This is a genomic window from Psychrobacter pacificensis (assembly GCF_900101915.1).
In the GTDB taxonomy this organism is placed as follows: Bacteria; Pseudomonadota; Gammaproteobacteria; order Pseudomonadales; family Moraxellaceae; genus Psychrobacter; species Psychrobacter pacificensis.
Genome location: NZ_FNAL01000002.1, coordinates 197473 through 217333, shown reverse-complemented (window position 1 = coordinate 217333; position 19861 = coordinate 197473). Strand labels below are relative to the sequence as shown.

The window sequence follows — 19861 nt, the reverse complement described above, 5'->3', positions numbered from 1 at the left end:
AGTACGCCGTCGCATTTTTTAGTATTTCACGCTCCTCTTCAGCCACTTTGAGCTGACGCTTGAGCTGCTTTATTTCTTGAAGAGCACTCATAAGGTCAGGATCATATTGCTCTGTGCCGACAAGCTTGCCTTGATTGGATTTGTTATTCCAGTTTGAGAGCGTTTGCATGGCAATACCAAGCTGCTTTGCAGTCGCTGAAATATTGCCATTATTATCTGCTATTTTCTTGACAGCTTCGGCTTTAAATTCGTCACTATAAGTTCTGATTTTCTTGGTCATGGTAAACTCCTGTTATTGTGCTTAGTTTACCAAGTTTAGCTCTACGTTTTATTCAGCATAGCTCAGGCAGCTTAATTCCATTTATAAGGTGTCTTAGGTTTGGGAGGGTTACCCATATTTATTTAATGTGTAAATATTAGCTAAATATTTACAAATAACTTCCCAGTCATAATAACTGTTTACTCTTAACTCATTAATATACATTTATTCATCCAGACAAAAGACTTCTTTTTTAGATTATATCAACTAATGATATTATTCATAGTAAACACTAAGCAGCTCAAACCTGATAAATGTAAATTAGCAGCCTAATATAACAAAAGATAACAATATTTTTTATGAATAATATATCTTCAGGATCAGCTATCTAACTCATAAGATTGTTGGTATAAATGTTGGTATAATAAAATTAATATTTATAAATATCTTTTAATATCAAAAACTTAATCAATAAGTATGGTTGATACTGGCCACCACATTCAAACCCTTACAAGTCAATGACTTGTAAGGGTTTTTTATTGTCTAAAATTTATGTGACTGCATGGATGTAATTAATTTTTGGGGCTGTAGTAGATAAGCACTATGCTAGACTACTTTTATGAAGAAAACCCTCCCTAAATTAGATACGCATAATATTCTACTGCTTTTCACAATATCACCATCTACAGTTTAACCTATCAAACGCTGTGCTAAAAAATTCACCAACACGCCAATTTTTACCACATTACGGCTAGTGGGCGGATACACCAAATAAATCCCGTCATCTGTCGCCAAAGACGGGGTCACTTGCCAATCAGACAACACCTGTACCAACGCCCCAGACTGCAACGCTTTCTCAATCAGCCAATTAGGTAAATGGCTAATCCCTTGTCCATCAAGCGTGGCTTGTTTCAGCATTTCTATATTATTACCCATCAAATTCCCTGTCACCCGCAAACTTTGCGTTTTACCCGTTTGATGGAAATACCACTTTGACGCATAGCCTTGATACATAAACGGCAAACAATTATGCTCGGCTAATTGTGACGGTATTTGTGGTGTTCCATGCAATCGTAGATAATCGGGACTGGCACATAACAGCCGTTGCTGAGAGGCAATAAATTTTGCTACCAAGCGGTCATCCTCCACACGCCCTAACCGCACCCCTACATCATATTTCTCATTAAATAAATCTACAAATTCATCACTGGCAAATAGCTCCAATTCAATTTTTGGGTATAAATGGGCAAATTCGGCAAGCAATGGGGCGATTTTTTCAATCCCATAGGAACTGGGAAAAGTAAGGCACAATCGCCCTTGTGGTTCAATTTGCTCCTCTTTAATCGCTTCATTTACCTGTTGTAATTCAGCTAATATCGGCTCGGTCTGTTGTAAATAACGCATCCCTGCATGGGTCAAATCCAAATGTCTGGTTGAGCGATTCAATAGCTTAACTTGCAAGGATTGTTCTAAGTTATCAATTTGCCGAGTGACAGACGACACCGCCAGCCCAAGCTGACTTGCCGTGGCAGTAAAGCTATTAGTATTCGCCACATGGTGAAAAATAGTGAGGGCATAGAAGTAATTGATGGTCATGGGTTTGTTAGCAGTTAAGTGTATTTTTGAATAAACATATTTTTGCAAAAAAAGCAAAACTGTTTCCAATTTTACCCCAATTATCATTAAAAACAAAAGCATTATACTAGGACTATATTTTTTAATGCTTCATTTAACGGAGTGACTCCCATGACCACAAGCTCACAAACTGCTGTACCAAACCTCTCTGTTCTTGGACAAGACAATAGCCAATTACTTCACACCGCTCAGACGAATGAAAATATAACCCCGCAACAAAAACAACTACCCCCTCATCTTGCCAATCACCCTGCATTTAGTGAGGTGTTTCAAGCGGATAAACTCACCTTGGGATTGATTGCCCCGTTTAAAGGCTATCCCAATAGTCCGATTCCGAGCTTAGAAGACTTTGGGGAAACCGCTGTCTTAGCAGAACAGCTTGGATTTTCTGCACTATGGTTGCGAGATGTGCCATTTTATGACCCAAGTTTTGGCGATGTTGGACAAGCATTTGACCCCATGGTTGCCATGGGCTATTTGACTGCGAAAACCCAACGAATTGCGATAGGTTCAGCAGGCATCGTTGCACCTTTGCGGAGTCCCATTCATATCGCCAAAGCCTCAGCAAGTACGGCAGTATTAAGCAATAATCGCTTTATTTTGGGAATGTCGAGTGGCGATAGACCTGTGGAATACCCTGTGTTTCAGCAAAACTTTGACAATCGTGCCGAGCGTTTTCGAGAAAGCTGGGACATGATTCGTGCCTTAACCACCCAAAAATTTCCGCAGTTTAAAGGGCAACATTATGGGGATTTAACAGGCAATATTGGCTTTATCCCTACCCTTGAACAACGCTTACCGATGGTTGCTATTGGTCGTGCCAGACAGGAACTAGATTGGCTTGCTAATACTGCCGATGCGTGGATTTGGCATGGGGTAAACCCAAAAGATACCAAAAACATTGTGCAAACCTTGGCGGATTTAAATCAAGATGACGCTTGGCATCCTTTTGGTTATGCCAATTTTGTCGAACTTAGTGAGAATCCGAATGAGCCTGCTCAATTATCTCGCAATATTTATCTACGAGGCGGGTCACATAGTTTGCTGGAATTTTGGCAAGAGCAGAAAGAACAAGGCTTATCTCATGTCGCCATTAATTTAAAGCCTACCAAACGCCCTGTCAAAGAAACGTTGCAAGACTTAGCAGAAAATGTGTTGGCCAAATTAAACCAATAAAAATGGGGGTGGTGTATCAAAAAGTATGCTGGGGTAATAAAGGAAGGGTGACAGCCGAAGCAAGATGATATATTTGAGGTTATGAAGACACAAATACAGATCAATTGCCCCGACTGTCTTAGTCACAGTCTTAGTCTAAAGAAAAATGGTATAAAAAGCTATGGCAAGCAGAACTACCAATGTAAGGACTGCAAACGACAATTCATTGATGACCATGCCTTAAACTACCAAGGCTGTTACTCTCAAATAGAAGACATCTTACGTCTGATGACTGCTCGAGGCTGCGGTGTTAGAGACATAGCCATCATTACCTCGGTGAGTATTGGTAAAGTGCTCAGCACCATAAGCTCATCCGTTTATAAGATCCTGCCTAATAAGCGCTACTATGAACGCTTAGAAGTTGATGATTTTTGGACTTACGTATATCGCAAGAAGCGTAAAGTCTGGCTTATTTATGCTTATGACCGGGCTACTAATGAGATTGTCGCTTATGTTTGGGGCAAACGCGACTTAAAAACAGCTCAGAAACTAAGAGCGCGTCTTAAGCAACTTAAAGTGAGCTATGACTCTATTAGCATGGACAATTGGGACAGTTTCATAACGTCCTTTAAACCAGATAACAAACAAGTTGGCAAACAGCATACGATAGGTATTGAAGGCAATAATTGCCGTCTTAGACACCGACTAAAACGAGCCGTTAGAAGAACCTGTTGTTTCTCTAAGAAGCTCGATAATCACTTAAAAGTGTTTGATTTGGTATTCTTTTATATCAATGATGGCTATGTCTGATGTCAGCATACTTTTTAGAACACCACCGATACTTTAAAGGTATTAATTCTAAATTGTAGATTTAACTAGGGTGTGTTGACAATTACCGTCAATGGATAATCGTCGCTGCTAAATAGATATTAGCAGCAAACGACTCATCCGTTTTTTCAGCACGCATGGCAATTTTCTTGCATCTCTGCGAGTATAAGCCTTATCTGTTTGCTCAAACAAAAAATCCTAATACCACGATGAAAAGTGGTATTAGGATTTTTTTATATCTTTTTTAGGGGCTGTCCTAGATAACTAGTTTAAACCCTGTTTAACCCATTGTTTTAATTGTAGTAATTGCGACTTTGGGTCACTGTGATTAAAACGCCACTCACATTCCTTTAAATAGAGGTGAAAATGCTCTTTTGGGACTCCGTTAAACTTGCGTAGATGCCGTTTAGCTTGGTTCCAGAAGTTCTCTATACCGTTAATGTGATTCTTGTCATTAACAAAGGTTTTGGAGTGGTTGATACGATAATGAGTAAACTCACTGACATCTAATGCGTTATAGCTTTTAAATGAGTCAGTATAAACAATGCTATCAGGCTTCACTTTTTCTCTTATGATGGGGATCAAAGTCTCTGCTTTAGCATTGGGTATAATACAAGCGTAGACCTTGCCATTACGCTTTAACTGGCTGTGGTTTTATTAACACCGATTAGGCTTGCTGCTGTTCTCGCGGTAGAACCGGCAACAAATAACTCGATGAGTCTGTTTTGTTTATACCAACTTAGTTTACTCTTTCTCATAGTGCTATCCTAAATAATTTTACTTATCTAGGACAGCCCCAAAAACAATTAGTCTAAAAAAAAGACTTAGCAAACGTCTCCTTTAAACTCTTTGGCTCACGGCGCTTGACGTCGTTGAGTTTATGGCGAGTCTCGGAGGCGACTTGATAGGCCTTGAGACGCGACTGTTGTAAGTTTCCGATAGGACGGTTCTCTTCAAGACAGCGAAATGGGGTAAAGGATAGATTCTCCATAATCTCAAAATTACCGTCATCTGGTACGTCTTGGCAAGGAAGGGTTAAACGCGCTACGGTGACAAAGGGCGTATCCGACTCTTGCCACTGCGTCGTAATCTCTTCAATCGGCTGCTTTTTGAGATTACGGCATAGCTGAATCTGGATATCAAACTGATAATCATGTTCGCGTATCTCCTCGACGATAAGCGGTCGCAGCGCCTCTTCGCGGGCGTCGACATCGACATCACGGCGCGTGACTTTTTTGACAGAAGCGGCTGTTGGCGTTGCCCGTATCTTTGCCATATAATCACCATGACGCACCACACCTTGCGAATGAAAGTCGTATAACAAGGTATTTTTTGGTTCAATCCTCGTAAAGCCGCCGATAGCTTTAAAGGTTTTAATCGACTCTTTGGTTGGTAATCTTGAGCCGTAATTGGTCAGCCAGTTAAACGCCAACTGCGCTTTACCGATCGCGCCCTTCTCCGTGTATTTAGGTAATTCCAAAAACAGTCTTGAGAGATAGGTATACTCCTCAATTCTATTGCAAAAGAACACCGGATGATTGATAAAGTTATAATCAAAGGTCGTACTGTCCTCCTCCCCGGGAGCGAGCTTCTTACCCGGTACGTCAAAGACTTTAATCGCGAGACCTTGAGCAAAGCCCAACTTACGATCAGCGAATACTCGAGATGAACCGTTGGACAAACGAATCACCGCATCATGAATGCCCGCTTTAGCATACAAACCTTGCGCGTACTCTTTGGGAATATCATCTAATATCTCAAACTTAGCTTTTAGTGCGCAGTACCCCTTGGCATGCGCATCACGCGTGTGATAATCGATATTGCTAGCTTTATCACTACGCGCAATATAGCTTTTGATATCGTCGGTAATAGTACGAATGTTTTTTTCGTCCTCAGCATTTAATTCGATATATTTTGGATCGTAGGGGACGTATTTGGGTTTAAATAATTTTTTTAGCATTATATTTCCTAATTTTATTCATGATTATTATTGTTAAGTGGTGACTATTATAAATGGTACTGAGAGTTAAGACAGCTCGCTAATCCATTTTAGCGCCGATAAACTCGGAATAAAAAAGTACTCGCCGCCGTGCAAGGTATTAAAGGTTTCAATACCATGGTAGCGTTTGCGAATTGGATCAGCCGGAACAGTAAAGGTATCTGCATCGCTGTCTTTATCACTTCCTCCTTTATCACCAGAGTGCAAACCAACCATAGGATCTTTTTCTTCGCCTAAGCTCATAAAGTTGCCATCGTTGATCCACTGTGATTGCAAGAACTCAACCGTCTCCATGGCATGAGCATTAATACCAATAAAAAACAGACCGCGATCTTTGCCATCGTCCTCTATTACATCGGATGGCACAACTTCACCAAAGCCCACGCTACGTCTAACGATACGGTGAATACGCACATCAGATAAAATAAAATCTTCGCTATCGCGTGGGTTCATACGCCTGATATGCGCGCCAAACGGACACTTTTTACCGTAAGGATCGTCTTTATAACCAAAGTCGTTATTGCGGCTAGGATCATCGCCAAGCGCTTTATCATCATGATCGGGAGACAAAACGAGCGGCGCGCCTGAACGCCAGCGTCCCCACATTTTTGCACCCAGCAGCTCCGCCTCTTCTTCGCTGTCGGTATTATCTTTGCGGTATTTATTAAAAGTAGCAACATGGCTATGATAAGCACGTAACACCATAAACGAGCCGTTCTTGCCTAAGACTTCAGGCTGCGGCATAGGTGCAACTAGTCCTGCCTCCCCTTCGTAACCGAGCACAAACTCCCCTGCGGCAATAGGATCGCCGTCATGGTTCGAAGGCGTCTGAATACCACTGCCTTGAATCTCAGGATTACTGATACCATCACGATAACCAAAGACGTTTTTGACGTTGTCATTTGAACCAAAGTCCTGCTCGATTAGGATTTCTACATCACCATTAGCAGGATTGTCCACATCGATATGATCGGTAAGATGATCTCGAAGCTCATCAAGTTTGGCCTGCCATTTATCTTTGGTATCAGCGATAATAGCCGCGCCCACATGGATATCACCCTTATCCCCAAAAGGTGCCATCCAATTCTCAGGGGCATTAACATCAAAATCGCGTAACTGCTCAGCACGCGCTGCCATACCTGCTTTAAAAGACTCAGGAAAGCTATCAAGTGATGACTGCGGTACACCTAATGCTTGTAGACCCTCGTAAGTCATGACGATAGACAGCGTGGCTTGCATGTCTTTGTGCCAGTCTTCACTACCGGTTACATCAGGCAACACCTGTGCTAGCATTTGTTTGCCAACGTCAGCATTATTGATTTTTAGTGCTACTACCGTGCCAAAATATGGGGTGGGACGCTCACGTAGGACGATGGATTGAATATCTTTTAGCTGCATGGTGACGAGATTGGGGTTAAAGACCCCGCGCGCCCTACGAGCCATCATCTCAATACCGTCACCGACTTCCTCTTTCACACCTTTAAGCCACGTCTCAAAATCACTGTTTTCGATGCGATTGCCAAACTCATCTTTTAAGTCTTGCAACTTATCGGTCAATCCCGTTAAAGGTTTGTTATCATCATTACTCATACATCGCCCTATTCATTTTTTATCGTTATTAAAATATGATCGTATCAAAGCCCTGAAATTTATGCGCTTAAAAATACAATGTCTAAAAAATTAGTTTGTTTGCGCTTCATCTAAAGCTTTATTGATGCCTTTAACAATACGCTCATGACGGCGAATATCTTGTACCGTCAGATGCGGGACGCCTACGTACCAGCCTGCAGCGGTAATCTGATGATCAAGAATAAACTGCTTAACACTTGGGTCTTTGATACCCGGCCAGCCTTCGACATTGCCGAATAAAATATCCATGAGTTCAGGAATTTTGGTGGCGAAATCATCAATATAAGGATCCCAGTCACCGTCATAAGCGGTGCAAAAAAGCACTCTTGTATCATTATCTAAAAAGACGAAGCGCAAATCGTGCAAAGTGCCTACCCTTGTCGCGCCTTTTAGATTGCCCCCTGCTATTTTTAGAATCTCTTTGAGACGGGCAGCGCCGCCGTCTTTTAGCGGTGCGATAACGGTAAGCTCGGATACTTTGCCTGACTTTAGACCTTTCTCGCCGGCGCTAGAGATTGAGTGATCATAACCATCATTGCCGCCCTCTTTTAAATTCGCCACTAACAGATCTGCCCGCAGTTTAAAGGCATCCATAGACTCAGTGATTTTATCTTTCAGATCTTCTGAATTATCGATAATCCGCTCTTTATTATTGTTTTTACTCATAAGTCTTTCCTATATGATTGCTGTTGAGCTATTACCATAGCAAAAACGGTAAAAGGCTCAAGTAATAGCGGACTAATCACACAAAACAAAACATAGATTTAACAATAACGTTTTAAATTGCAGCAGTGTTACAAAAATAGACGGCGCACTTACCGGTGCAATAAATCTTGGTCGTACTTATTAAGTCTTTAAAAGCATGACTGTTTTTGTACTCGTTATTAAATACTAAAAAAGCTTGGCTACTCTAGGTAACCAAGCTTTGAAATCATACTTCGAGTTTTTATAATTATTTATATAGTCAGTTCAAAATAAAATTGTTATGGTTAGGACAAACATCATAAAACAATTTGGATAAGTCGTTTTCCATCCAGCCTTGGCGTAGAAACTTTACTTGTGCCCATTTCTTTTCAATGGAATTCAGATCAGGGCTGTATGGTGGCAGCCATAGAATACGATGACCATGCCTATTCAGTAGCTTTTGAATACGCTTACTCTTATGAAATCTGGCATTATCCATCACAATCAAGCATTTGGTTTTAAGACTTGGGATTAGCTTGTGTTTGCACCAGTGATAGAAGACGATGCTGTTGATGTTTGTCTCAAAGTAATCTAGGGCAAACAGCATCTTTTCATACAGAGCACCGATAACGTTGGTTCGCTTTTTACCTTACCAGTTGTAGCTATCGATACAAGGCTTACCAATCGGTGCATAACCATGAGAGCGAATGGTCTGACTCTCAAAGCCGCGCGCGTATATATAAACGATGGGGTAGCCTTGCTGCCTAAAGCTATAAAGCTTACTGTGGTATATCGCTCTTTTGATCGGACAGGCTTTTGGATGTTCTAAAGTCTTTTTTTTGACTGATACCAAGCCGCTTTAGGGCATGATGAATGCCTGTTTTACTACAGTTCAAACGGAAATACCCCCCAAATTTAAAACACCAAATAAGTAGAACTAAGCTGCCATTATACTATCGATATCCTTCCAATTTTCTTGCATCTCTGCGAGTATAAGCCTTATCTGTTTGCTCAAACAAAAAATCCTAATACCACTTTTCATCGTGGTATTAGGATTTTTTTATATCTTTTCTATATTAAAAAGAAGTACGGCGATAGTGACGGTATTCAGGTAACCAAAAGTTTGCCTCTATTCTGCGTTGTAAGTTTTCCGCGGTATCAGGTAGTGCCAGCTTATCTTCAACCGCTTGCACTGCTACGGCATAGGCTATTTTTTCACTAATCTCTCTGATCACTTTGATTGGCGGTAGTATAGCACCCGGTGCTTTTTGGTACTCCATAGAGATATCTGCAAGGGCTTGGCTTGCCGCCATTAGCATATTATCACTGATACTTGTCGCCTGAGCCGCCAAAACGCCAAGACCGATGCCTGGGAATATATAGCTGTTATTACACTGAGACACCTCAAAGGTCTGGCCATTGAAGGTCGTGGGAGGAAAAGGACTGCCTGTTGCAATGATGGCTTTGCCACGACTCCAGTTCATCACTTCTTGCGGTGTTGCCTCAACACGAGTTGTTGGGTTTGACAGCGGTAATACAATTGGATGTTCCGTATTGGCGCATAACGCTTCGATGACCTCTTGGGTAAACAGACCTTTTTGGCCACTGACACCGAACAATACCGTCACACCGCCTTGCTGAACGACTTGTGCCAAACCGAGCTTGTTGCTCTTGTCCCAATGCGCAATGTCTGATTCTTTTTGTACCAATGGTACTTGGAATTTTTGTAGCTCGGTCATGCTGTCGGTCAACAGACCATAACGATCCACCATAAATACTTGGCTACGTGCTTGCGCTTCAGTCAACCCTTCACGCTGCATTTGGCGAACAATATGTTCGGCGATACCACAACCTGCCGAGCCTGCGCCCAAAAACGCGATTTTTTGCTCGCTTAATTTTTGACCTTTATTCAAGCAAGCAGCAATCAAGGTACCGACCGATACCGCAGCTGTCCCTTGGATATCATCATTGAAACAGCATAGCTGGTCACGATATTTATTCAATAATGGGGTGGCATTTTCCTGTGCAAAATCTTCAAACTGCAATAACGCTTCTGGCCAACGGCGTTTAACGGCTTGAATGAATAAATCCACAAACTCATTATACTCATCGCCAGAGATACGTGGGTTTCTCCAGCCCATATACATAGGATCGTCAAGGAGCTGTTGATTATTGGTGCCGACATCTAACAAGATTGGTAAGCAATACGCTGGGCTAATACCACCGCATGCCGTGTATAAAGACAACTTACCGATTGGAATGCCCATACCGCCAATCCCTTGGTCTCCAAGGCCCAATATACGTTCGCCGTCAGTGACAACGATCACTTTGACGTTTTGTTTGGTGGCATTTTGCAATATATCATCGATTTGATGGCGCTCAGCATATGAGACAAATAGCCCCCGTTTACGGCGATAGATTTGCGAGAATTTTTCACACGCTTGACCAACTGTCGGGGTATATATGAGCGGCATGATTTCTTCAATGTGCTGCTCAACCAAACGATAAAACAAGGTTTCATTGGTGTCTTGAATATTACGCAAATAGATATGCTTGTCCATATCACTCGTGAATGAGCGCAGCTGATGATAAGCACGCAATGATTGCTCTTCAATCGTCTCAATATTATGCGGTAATAACCCAGTTAAATTAAAGCTATTGCGCTCTTCTGCTGAGAAGGCACTGCCTTTATTGAGTAAAGGGGTCTCTAAAAGAGCGGGGCCAGCAACGGGAATATATAAGGGACGCTTATTTGACATGATAAAATATTCTTCTTAAGGGCATATGAACGAAAACTGTATTAGGGCTGCATTATACATAGCATCGACTGCTATTTAACAATATGTAACAAAATCATTTTAACCATGTATTTTTTTAGAGATGTTCATCATTATGCATTCCATCCTGATTCGCATCCAATCGCTGACAATATATAATTGTCTTGATAAACAATTGCCCAATTGATATAGCAGATATATACTCTTATAAAAGCATATATTTGTAAGGGAGGCTAAATTGTTTATTAATCATAAAAGATGTCCGAAATGTGATACTAGCCTCAAACGTTCTGATTGGAGCTGTAGCCATTGTGGTAATCAAAATTTGACGAATTGGATGCTCACTTTGCCTATGTGGGGCATTGGCATTTTTATCTTCATCATGGTTATCCTATTGATGATTAACAATTTTTGTAGTACTGAGATGTTCCGGTCATTTAGCAAGAGTTATGGTGTTATGTGCTGATCATAGGCATGAAAAAGCCCAGCTATATCAATAGCTAGGCTTTTATTTATCAAGTAGCTCATATCTATCGAGTGACTAAAGATGACTAAATAAAATCCATGTACCGATGGCAATTAGCATCACACCACCAAATACTTCAGCTCTGTGACCGATTATGGAGCCCAACACCTTTCCTAACATCACCCCTAGCGTGACCATTATCGTAGTCGCTAGACCAATCATACCTGCCGCCAGCAAAATATTGACCTTGACAAATGCTAGGCTCACACCGACAGCCATGGCATCGATGCTGGTACCAAATGCAGTCAAAGCAAGTTTAAAAACAGAATGTCTCGATAGCACTACTGCCGTTTCATCACTTGGCTTCAGTCCCTCATACAGCATGTGCAGACCGAGCGTAAAAAGTATGACAAACGCGACCCAATGATCCCATGCTTCAATAAAAGACGCATCTATAAAGGATGTGGCAGAGTGACCAATTAACCAACCAATAATCGGCGTGATCGCTTCAATGGTGCCAAAAATAACACCCATTCTGAAGGCTTCGGTAAAACGAGGGTTTTTAAGAATTGCTCCTTTACTGATTGCCACAGAAAATGCATCCGTAGACATAGAAAAAGCAAGTAGTAGAAGTGCGATAGGATTCATATGATTTTCTCTGGTCGAGTATAGAGTCCACGACATAGCCACACCCCCGACCTGCAGTGTAGATATATCGATGGTCTCGCCAACCGAGAGGTGTTCGCACCATGGCATGTGGCCAAGTGTGTTGATACGAACGCTTTCGCATTACGAAAGCAGGCTACTCCCCAAAGAGTGCTTAGATTAGCATTGATACGCTATAAGTCAATCATAAAATACTAAAGAAGAATTTTACACCTGATAAAGCGTGAAGTTGGAAACACTAGCAAATACTCTTGGAGCAGATGAATGATTTAGAGAGTTATGAACATTAAAAAACCCTTCACGCTAATTTTTCATAGCATGAAGGGTTTTTTAATGCGTGACGCTTTTTAGTAATCCACGGTATAGCTCAAACCATACGTCGTGCCTGTCGCAGGCAAACGGTTTAAATCGCCAAAGGTCGTTTGATGATACACGGTCTGATAGTCTTTGTTTAAGATGTTATACACGCCGTAGCCCATACGTCCGACAGGTAATTTGACTTGCCCAAGTACATCAAAGGTCGCATAGCCTGTTAATGGCTGCGCACTCGCGTCTGGGTCGTTCTGTTGGTCCTTATAAGCCTTGTCGCTACCGCCGACTGCCAGCGCTTGCAAGCGAATGTTACTGCCTTCGCTAAAGTTATACTGCGCGTATGCCGTGCCTTTGAGTGGCGTCAGGCGTACTGCATCCAGCTCTAGCCAGTCGCCGTCTTTTTTGTATTGCCCGCGGGTATAGGCAAGGCTGCCGCCAAACTGCCAGTCTTTGTTCAAATCATGCGTGAGCGAGGCTTCAGCGCCGTAAATACGTTCGTCCGTATCGACGACTTCGACGGTATAGTCGTTGGTAAAGCGCACGGTTTTGTCTGAGTCGTTATAAAAACCGCTAACCTTTGCGCTGGTATCACCGCGCTTACCTGTCCAGCCCAGCTCATAGTTATTAATAGAAATGGGCTGAATATTGTCTGAGTTGACCACAAATCCAGCACGCACGTCACGTAAGGCGCGCTGCACGTCAGCCGTGGTAAAGCCTTGCGAGAAGTTAGCAAAGACTTGGTCGTCATCGGTCAACTGATAGCTGGTACCAAGGTTAAACAGCACTTTGTCGTGCTTACTGCTACCCGCCTCAACCGCGCCTGCTTCGTAATCAATACCGTAAGCGTCAGCAATATCACTGATGCCATTGGTCGCAAAATAATCCGCCAATAGTTGCTCATAAATGGGCACAAAACGGTCGGTATCCGATTTGATGTTTTGATAGCGCACGCCAGCGCTGGTGTGCCATTTGTCGGTCATATCCACATCGGCATTGACGAACGCGCCCCATTTATCGATAGTGGTTTTTGGTCCGCCGTTATAGCTCAGACCATTACTTGTTGAAGTCAAGCCATTACTTGCAAGGAAGGTAATCAGGTCTTGGCCATAATAGGTCTGCTCACTCTCTTCACGTTCAAAATCCGCGCCATAGCTGAACAAAGTGTTTTTACCCATGACATCGGTTTCAGTCTGCATAGCGGCGCGCAGTCCCATCACCTCAATATCCGCTTCAGACTGCGTAACTACGACCGATGCACCCAATAGCTTTCCTAAGGTGTCTGCATCGGTTAAACCATTATTTACCCAAACGTCTTTGGCTTGACTAGTAAATGATTTTCCTGACGGATAAAAGCGTGCTTTTTCGTCACGATAATAGCCTGTCAGACTTAGGTTAGAACCCAAAAAGTCACTGTCATTATAGTTTAGGTTGACCGAGCTTTTGGTATTGTAGGGCTGGTTTTCGATATCGGCGCCATCAATAGCACGTAGTGACGGTGTGGTTCCTTTTAGCAGTACAGACAAGTTATCACCATAGTCGACACCGTAGTCGGTATCTTGCTCGCTGTCATAATAGGTCGCCGCAAGATTCATGGTTTTGGTATCGCTAATATCAAAGCCAAGGTTGGCGTTGACGCTGACAGTATCGGTGTCTTGGTTGTCGGTTTGGTTGGCGTCAGGGCTGATGCGGTCGCCATGACTGTCGAACTTGCCACCTGTGGCTTCATAATCTATATCGACATTACCATACACGCGCTCGCCACCATAACCAAAGCTATGCCCTACGTGATAGCCAAGCGAGTCCGATTTAAACTCGCGGCTGCTGTTGATACCAAGGCGTGTCTGCCCTGTAAAGCCATAGCCTGCCGTTGATTTGGTCACGATATTAATCAGACCGCCTGCTGCCCCCGCGCCATAGATGCTGGTCGCTCCTGAGAGCACTTCGACGCGCTCAATTTGCTCAGGGTCGATGCTGTTTAGCTCGCGTGACAGACTGCGCGAGCCTGTTAATGGCACGCCATTTAGCAAATACTGTACAGGACGCCCGTGCATGGTCGTACCGTAGTTACTGACCGAGCCGCTGCTCACGCCAAGGCTGGGCACGAGCTGGGCTAAGATGTCCCCAACCGTGCGATTACCTGTCGCCTGCGCCTGAATGTCCGCCTCACGAATCACTTGCGTGACAGCAGGCATTTCGCTGATTTTCTGTGCCAGCGCTGTGCCTGTTTTGGCATTGGCACTAACTGTAATAGCATCTAAAGTCACACTAGGTACATCGCTTGATGATGCATTCGAGGTCGCCGCAGCGGTGGCCTGCACACCTGATGCGCTTTGTACTGAATTGGCATTGGTTTGGGCGTATAACTGCTGGCTGATACAAAGGGTAAGAAGAGATAGAGCAACGTGATGGCGGCTTTTCATAATTACTTCACTTAGGTGGTTTCACTTAATTGGATAGGTAGGCAGTGGTATGCGTTATATTTAGCAAATAATACTGTATGTACTAACTTTGTGAATGATATTCTAAATGATAATGATTTTTATTTCTATAAGTATTTACAAATAGGTTTTTATAAGTGGCGAGTGACCATGTTGACTGACTTACTGCAATTACCGTCCGTTTCTTTGGTAAATTTGGCGAAATGGTTAGACAGTGACATAAGCAGCTTGTCTCAAAGTTTGTTCAAATAAATAGATAAAAGGGATAAGCCTTCAAGCAGATCGTCATTGACACTGGTAATCTACATACTGCCCAACTATGAAGTTGATCGTTATGGCGCGCGGGGTAATTTGCAGGCAGAAGGAAGTGTGAACAATAGCATCAACGCGATTATCACCAGTATTTCTTGGATAGCGCTTGCTATGCCAACATCACTACCTGCGGCTAGTAGCTGCGCGCTTCGACTATGGATATAAAGGGTTGTCAACGTGATAACGATGGTAGAGATGATACGGCGACTGATATTATTGAGTGCAGCTCCCTCAGTGACCGAGTCTTTAGGTAAGCTACTAAAACCCACTGTGGTGGTTGGCAGATACGCCAAACCCACGCCGACACCGCGCACACTCATCGTCAATATGAGTAGCCAAAGTGTGGGCTGGTACAAGCACCATGCGAGCATCAAAGTAGACAGCGCACTAATCGTGATACCCGCCATACCAATCCCTCGGGCACCGCGTTTGTCTACCCGCTTGCCAGCATAATGCGTGGTGATACTGGCGACGAGCGTCGCAACCATCAGAACGACGCCTGTCCATAAAGCGCTTTCACCCATCACCTCCTGAATCAATATCGGCAATAATAAAAGACACAGCATCAAGCCTACTGTTTGGGTGATACTAATGACATTACTGTGCAAATAAGTTTTATTGTCGAACAAACCCACATTTAGCAACGGATGGCTCTGACGACGCTCATACGCCCACCAAGCCACGGCTGACAGCAAAAATAAAATAGACAATGCGCCTAATGCCACTATTTTTAACAAATCATCGCGGCTTGAGATACCGTGAGTAAAATCTATTTTGAGGGTGCTCAGCCAAATCATCATCGTCAGTAGCCAGATGATCAAACTGACAAACCCTACCGTATCAAAAGGGCTTGCGGTGTCATGCGTGCCTCTATCAGGTTCAGGTATCAATCGCCACACCATCGCCATAACGATCACACTAAGGGGTAATGTAATGGCAAATAGTGTCCACCATGCAAACTGCTCAACCAAATAAGCCCCGACCAGAGGGCCAAACGCCAATGACATCATAATAACGATGCCCCATAGCGCCATTATCCTACCGTGTGGCTGTTTTGGGTAAATCTGATATAGCATGCCAATCGAGAGCGGAATAATCAGACCGCCACTCAGCCCTTGGACAGCTCTAGCCCCAATGACAAAGAGCATATTAGAGGACAACATGCCAATGACCGAGCCGAGCATAAAACCAAGTATTGCCGCCAAATAAACCGGCTTAAAACCAAACCTTTTATTTAAGTAACCACTCAGCATCAGCCCCACACTCATGGCCAATACATAAGCATTTAACACCCAGCCGCCCAGCACAATATCGACGTCAAACACTGACATAAAAACAGGGATCGCTGGGTTGAGCGCACTATTACTAAAGCTTATGACCGTACCACCGAGCAATAAGGTCACCAGTACCCGCCGTCCTTGCTTATTGCTTAGGCGATTACTATTGCTGTTTTTGTGAGCGTCATTCATAAGCGTTTGATTGTTGGTTCATCGTTTCATAAAAAAACAAACTAACCACTAGCAGCGGTTGGCACTTTGCGAATAAGCCATAAGAAATAGCCACCGCCAATGATAGCGGCAACGGTACCAGCAGGCAGCTCATAAGGAAACATCACATACCGCCCGATCCAGTCCGCTATTACCATAACCCCCGCGCCTAAGAGAGCAGCCAGCAGCAATTGGCGCTCAAGTTTGACAGCGCCAAGAGACGTCGCTAAATGCGGTACCATCAGCCCAATAAAACTCAACGGCCCCACCGCAAGCGTGCTCGCGGTACTAAGGGCAGCGACGAGCGCCAGTAGTGATAATGTCACGGGGGTCACTGCCACACCCAAATTACGTGCGACACCCGTCCCTAAACCAAGGACACGTAAGGGTTTGACAATCAATAAGCTAAGTACCAATAAGATAAGCGCAATGCCCATCAGATACCATACTGTACTAGGCTGCGCACTGTAGGTGGTGCCTGATAGCCAACTGAGCATCGCCTCAAGACGCGGGTCACCTGAGAGTTTGACCATATGCATGACCCCATCCATCATGGCAGCGATACCAATACCGACTAACAGCAAATAGCCTGAGCTGACTCTACGTGCCAGCCAAATGACCAACAGCAGCACCGCCATCGCACCTGACAGTCCTGAAATCAGTAACGTACCTGCTCCAGCAGAGAGTCCCAAACTGGGTAATAATAAAAATCCTAAAATGACCCCAAGCGCCGCGCCTGAGCTGACCCCTAAGACCTCAGGACTGGCTATAGGGTTACGCGTTAGCGTCTGTAATAATACGCCTGCGACCGCGAGCATCAACCCTGTTGCCGCCGCGCTCAAGCTACGAGGCAGACGATACTGCTGTGTCAGCGCCCAATCTGTGCTGATCCCCCAGCCATTGATATCCTGTACAAAAAGACAAGCCAACATTATCGTGATGATCACTCCAACGCTCCATCGCCAAAACACAACGGTCTTATTTTGACCGCTCATCATAGGGGTGATGGTTTCTATCCGATCGCGGCGCTGGCGCAAAATCAGCCAAATAATCAGTGGCGCTCCTAAGATTCCCGTCATGGCACCAGCGGGAATTTGCATCCCCAGCATAGGCTCAAGCAATAAGGCAACATTACTGGTCAATAGCAATAACAATGCACCCAGCCCAAATGCCGTGACCAAGCGCTTAGCAATGGACGAGATACTTAGCGCATTGACCAAGCTTGCGGCACCAAGCCCAATAAAACCAATCAAACCAACCTCACTAATGACTAGTGCGGTCACCACCGCCACAATCACTACCACTAAGGCGCGAATACCATTGATAGGCACGCCCAAACGTTTGGCTTGTGAGTCATCTAAGCTCATCAGTGTCAGCGGCTTCAATAAAGGCAGGCAGGCTATCGCCGCCAAGGTCGCTGTGATCATCAGCGCTCGACTGCTATCCCAGCTGCTTTGTGCCAAAAACCCAGCCGCCCATGACAACATACCGTTGCTTCTTTCAGCAAAAAATAACACCAATACATTGGCAACAGCGGCAAGCAAGATATTGACGACCAGACCTGCCAGTATCAGAATCAGCGGATTGAAGCGACTAGGCGCGGACAAAGCAAACACCAAGCCCATACTCATGATGGCACCGACAAAGGCCACGTAGAGGCCACCATAAATGGCTAAACTCGGTAAAAACAACGTGACAATGAGCATAGCCAACTGGGCACCAATTCCGACTCCCAAAGTGGTGTCTGATGCCAATGGATTTTTGACCAGCTGCTGTAACAAAATACTGACTACGCCCAATAATCCACCTGCCAATAGCGCCACCACACTGGTCGCAACCAAATGAAGCTGAGTCGCCATACTGGCAATATCAAGCTGCAAACTTGATAAAAACAGATCACTGAGCGGGCGTGTCCATTCTCGCTCTAATAGTGCCCAGCCACTGCAGACGGACAAAACCACCAATCCTATAAAAATCACCCACAATCGCCAAGACGCACTGCTCACGACAGACGACGGAGGCTGAGATGGATGTGGTGGCGGCTTGGGCGATGATGTCATCACAGTTGCCGTATGTGAGGAGGACGTGGAGCCTAGGCTATTAGCGCTATGGGTGTTGCTGGCACTGCTCGCATGATTGGTATGAATAGTCATTATATAGCGCCACCTGTTAACGAAACCGTGGATAAATTATCGGCCAGACTGACCAATGACGACATCCCGCCATATATCCAGACTGGCGGCAACTCCGCCATACAGCGGCGCTCACCATAGCCCAAACGCTGCCATACCAAGCTGTCATTAATCTCAGCTCTGGTGATGGGACTGAGTGGGTCGATGATCAGCAGGCAAGTCTCATCATCTAACTGCGCCAAATCACCCATTCGTATCGGTACAAACCCCCACTGATTGCCCTCCCCTAAGACCACAAGCTCTTTGCCCATCTGTTCTAATACCACCTTAAACAGGCTGTTATCAACATACATGCGCATGTTATTGGCATCCGCAAACTGGACGACCGCGAACTTTTTGATTATTGGATAGCGCTGCTGAAACTGCTGACTGGCAAGCTGTATGTCTTTTTGACTTTGTACAATATAGTCTTCAGCCATCTTGGGATTGTCAATCAATGCACCAAGCGCGCGCGTCGGCTCCGTATAGTCAGCCCACGTTGCCGCTTTTCCTTTTGCCGCAAACATCACCGACTGCGCAGGCACATCACCATATAAGCTGCGGGCATGCTCATAAAAAGCGTTATCCACAATCATATCAACGGGAAGCTGTGCAACCAGCTCAGCATTGGGCTGATAACGAATCCCAATATCGGTGGTTGCTGCTGGGAGATGGGGGCGCCCCACCCATCTGTCCCACACTCTGATATCACCAGTGGCAATCGGTGCATGACCCATCGCAGTCAGCGTTGCAGCATTGCCCCAATCAGGGGAGACGATATTGTTACGGTCACTATCAATACGGTCACTATGGCTGTTTGCTGTTTCGGTAATATCTTTGGGATGTGATGTGTCAAAGTGAGTAATATCTTTGTCGGATGACGAGTGACTACAAGCGGTCAACGTTAGACAGACTAATATTATAAAAGCTAAAAGCGTCTGCCACTTGCGTACTGTTATTGGCGTCACTGACGCTGGCATGAGTATCGAGCGCTTGAATGATTCGTATTGATAAAAAATAGAAAACATAGGAGCATATCTTTT

13 protein-coding genes, 3 pseudogenes and 1 riboswitch are annotated in these 19861 nt (G+C 44.3%); of the genes and pseudogenes, 2 read left to right on the top strand and 14 right to left on the bottom strand.

Annotated features, from left to right (window positions below; all coding sequences use genetic code 11):
- Positions 1-16 precede the first annotated feature (16 nt).
- Positions 17-280: pseudogene (locus tag BLR43_RS02350) on the bottom strand (transposase); the annotation flags it as partial.
- Between the two features lie 669 nt (positions 281-949).
- Positions 950-1855: a LysR family transcriptional regulator gene (locus BLR43_RS02345; RefSeq protein ID WP_198552024.1), complete on the bottom strand. Its 906-nt coding sequence runs from the start codon at positions 1853-1855 to the stop codon at positions 950-952.
- Positions 1856-2005: 150 nt separating this feature from the next.
- On the opposite strand from BLR43_RS02345, the gene BLR43_RS02340 reads away from it, so the two are divergent.
- Both BLR43_RS02340 and BLR43_RS02335 read left to right on the top strand, forming a co-directional pair.
- Positions 2006-3070, top strand: a complete 1065-nt coding sequence (locus tag BLR43_RS02340) for a TIGR03571 family LLM class oxidoreductase (protein WP_093068407.1) — start codon at positions 2006-2008, stop codon at positions 3068-3070.
- A gap of 81 nt (positions 3071-3151) precedes the next feature.
- Positions 3152-3859 carry an IS1 family transposase gene (locus BLR43_RS02335; RefSeq protein ID WP_093068404.1) on the top strand — a complete coding sequence of 236 codons (708 nt, stop codon included), beginning with the start codon at positions 3152-3154 and terminating at the stop codon, positions 3857-3859.
- Positions 3860-4141: 282 nt separating this feature from the next.
- Here BLR43_RS02335 and BLR43_RS02330 read toward each other — a convergent pair.
- From BLR43_RS02330 to BLR43_RS02280, 12 genes and pseudogenes are all read right to left on the bottom strand, one after another.
- Positions 4142-4635 (bottom strand): annotated as a pseudogene (locus BLR43_RS02330) (IS1595 family transposase).
- A gap of 53 nt (positions 4636-4688) precedes the next feature.
- Entirely contained in the window at positions 4689-5837 is a 1149-nt protein-coding gene (locus tag BLR43_RS02325) for a catalase family protein (protein ID WP_093068400.1), read from the bottom strand.
- A gap of 66 nt (positions 5838-5903) precedes the next feature.
- Positions 5904-7466 carry a Dyp-type peroxidase gene (locus BLR43_RS02320; RefSeq protein ID WP_093068395.1) on the bottom strand — a complete coding sequence of 521 codons (1563 nt, stop codon included), beginning with the start codon at positions 7464-7466 and terminating at the stop codon, positions 5904-5906.
- 90 nt (positions 7467-7556) lie between these two features.
- Positions 7557-8099 carry a hypothetical protein gene (locus tag BLR43_RS02315; protein ID WP_071003634.1) on the bottom strand — a complete coding sequence of 181 codons (543 nt, stop codon included), beginning with the start codon at positions 8097-8099 and terminating at the stop codon, positions 7557-7559.
- Between the two features lie 370 nt (positions 8100-8469).
- Positions 8470-8796, bottom strand: a complete 327-nt coding sequence (locus BLR43_RS13985; RefSeq protein ID WP_212564400.1) for a transposase — start codon at positions 8794-8796, stop codon at positions 8470-8472.
- A gap of 172 nt (positions 8797-8968) precedes the next feature.
- Positions 8969-9088: pseudogene (locus BLR43_RS13780) on the bottom strand (IS630 transposase-related protein); the annotation flags it as partial.
- Positions 9089-9265: 177 nt separating this feature from the next.
- Positions 9266-10948: an NAD-dependent malic enzyme gene (locus BLR43_RS02305; protein WP_093068391.1), complete on the bottom strand. Its 1683-nt coding sequence runs from the start codon at positions 10946-10948 to the stop codon at positions 9266-9268.
- Positions 10949-11507: 559 nt separating this feature from the next.
- Positions 11508-12080 (bottom strand): manganese efflux pump MntP, encoded by a 573-nt coding sequence (locus BLR43_RS02300; RefSeq protein ID WP_093068387.1) that lies wholly within the window; start codon positions 12078-12080, stop codon positions 11508-11510.
- A gap of 7 nt (positions 12081-12087) precedes the next feature.
- A riboswitch (yybP-ykoY riboswitch) is annotated at positions 12088-12255 on the bottom strand.
- 190 nt (positions 12256-12445) lie between these two features.
- The gene (locus BLR43_RS02295) at positions 12446-14830 is read right to left on the bottom strand and encodes a TonB-dependent receptor (RefSeq protein ID WP_093068383.1); all 2385 of its coding nucleotides are present in this window, start codon (positions 14828-14830) and stop codon (positions 12446-12448) included.
- Positions 14831-15180: 350 nt separating this feature from the next.
- Entirely contained in the window at positions 15181-16629 is a 1449-nt protein-coding gene (locus BLR43_RS02290) for an MFS transporter (protein WP_093068380.1), read from the bottom strand.
- 41 nt (positions 16630-16670) lie between these two features.
- Complete coding sequence (gene fhuB, locus BLR43_RS02285; protein WP_093068377.1) at positions 16671-18800, bottom strand: Fe(3+)-hydroxamate ABC transporter permease FhuB; 2130 nt, start codon at positions 18798-18800, stop codon at positions 16671-16673.
- Positions 18800-19846: a TroA family protein gene (locus BLR43_RS02280; RefSeq protein ID WP_227674262.1), complete on the bottom strand. Its 1047-nt coding sequence runs from the start codon at positions 19844-19846 to the stop codon at positions 18800-18802. Before BLR43_RS02280 ends, fhuB begins: the two co-directional genes overlap by 1 nt.
- Positions 19847-19861 lie beyond the last annotated feature (15 nt).

Bases quoted from the DNA above. Each gene is read 5' to 3' on its own strand.
- BLR43_RS13985 (WP_212564400.1), bottom strand. From the start codon at position 8,796: ATGCTGTTTGCCCTAGATTACTTTGAGACAAACATCAACAGCATCGTC.
- BLR43_RS02305 (WP_093068391.1), bottom strand. From the start codon at position 10,948: ATGTCAAATAAGCGTCCCTTATATATTCCCGTTGCTGGCCCCGCTCTT.
- BLR43_RS02335 (WP_093068404.1), top strand. From the start codon at position 3,152: ATGAAGACACAAATACAGATCAATTGCCCCGACTGTCTTAGTCACAGT.
- BLR43_RS02290 (WP_093068380.1), bottom strand. From the start codon at position 16,629: ATGAATGACGCTCACAAAAACAGCAATAGTAATCGCCTAAGCAATAAG.
- fhuB (WP_093068377.1), bottom strand. From the start codon at position 18,800: ATGACTATTCATACCAATCATGCGAGCAGTGCCAGCAACACCCATAGC.
- BLR43_RS02300 (WP_093068387.1), bottom strand. From the start codon at position 12,080: ATGAATCCTATCGCACTTCTACTACTTGCTTTTTCTATGTCTACGGAT.
- BLR43_RS02325 (WP_093068400.1), bottom strand. From the start codon at position 5,837: ATGCTAAAAAAATTATTTAAACCCAAATACGTCCCCTACGATCCAAAA.
- BLR43_RS02340 (WP_093068407.1), top strand. From the start codon at position 2,006: ATGACCACAAGCTCACAAACTGCTGTACCAAACCTCTCTGTTCTTGGA.
- BLR43_RS02345 (WP_198552024.1), bottom strand. From the start codon at position 1,855: ATGACCATCAATTACTTCTATGCCCTCACTATTTTTCACCATGTGGCG.
- BLR43_RS02315 (WP_071003634.1), bottom strand. From the start codon at position 8,099: ATGGATGCCTTTAAACTGCGGGCAGATCTGTTAGTGGCGAATTTAAAA.
- BLR43_RS02295 (WP_093068383.1), bottom strand. From the start codon at position 14,830: ATGAAAAGCCGCCATCACGTTGCTCTATCTCTTCTTACCCTTTGTATC.
- BLR43_RS02280 (WP_227674262.1), bottom strand. From the start codon at position 19,846: ATGTTTTCTATTTTTTATCAATACGAATCATTCAAGCGCTCGATACTC.
- BLR43_RS02320 (WP_093068395.1), bottom strand. From the start codon at position 7,466: ATGAGTAATGATGATAACAAACCTTTAACGGGATTGACCGATAAGTTG.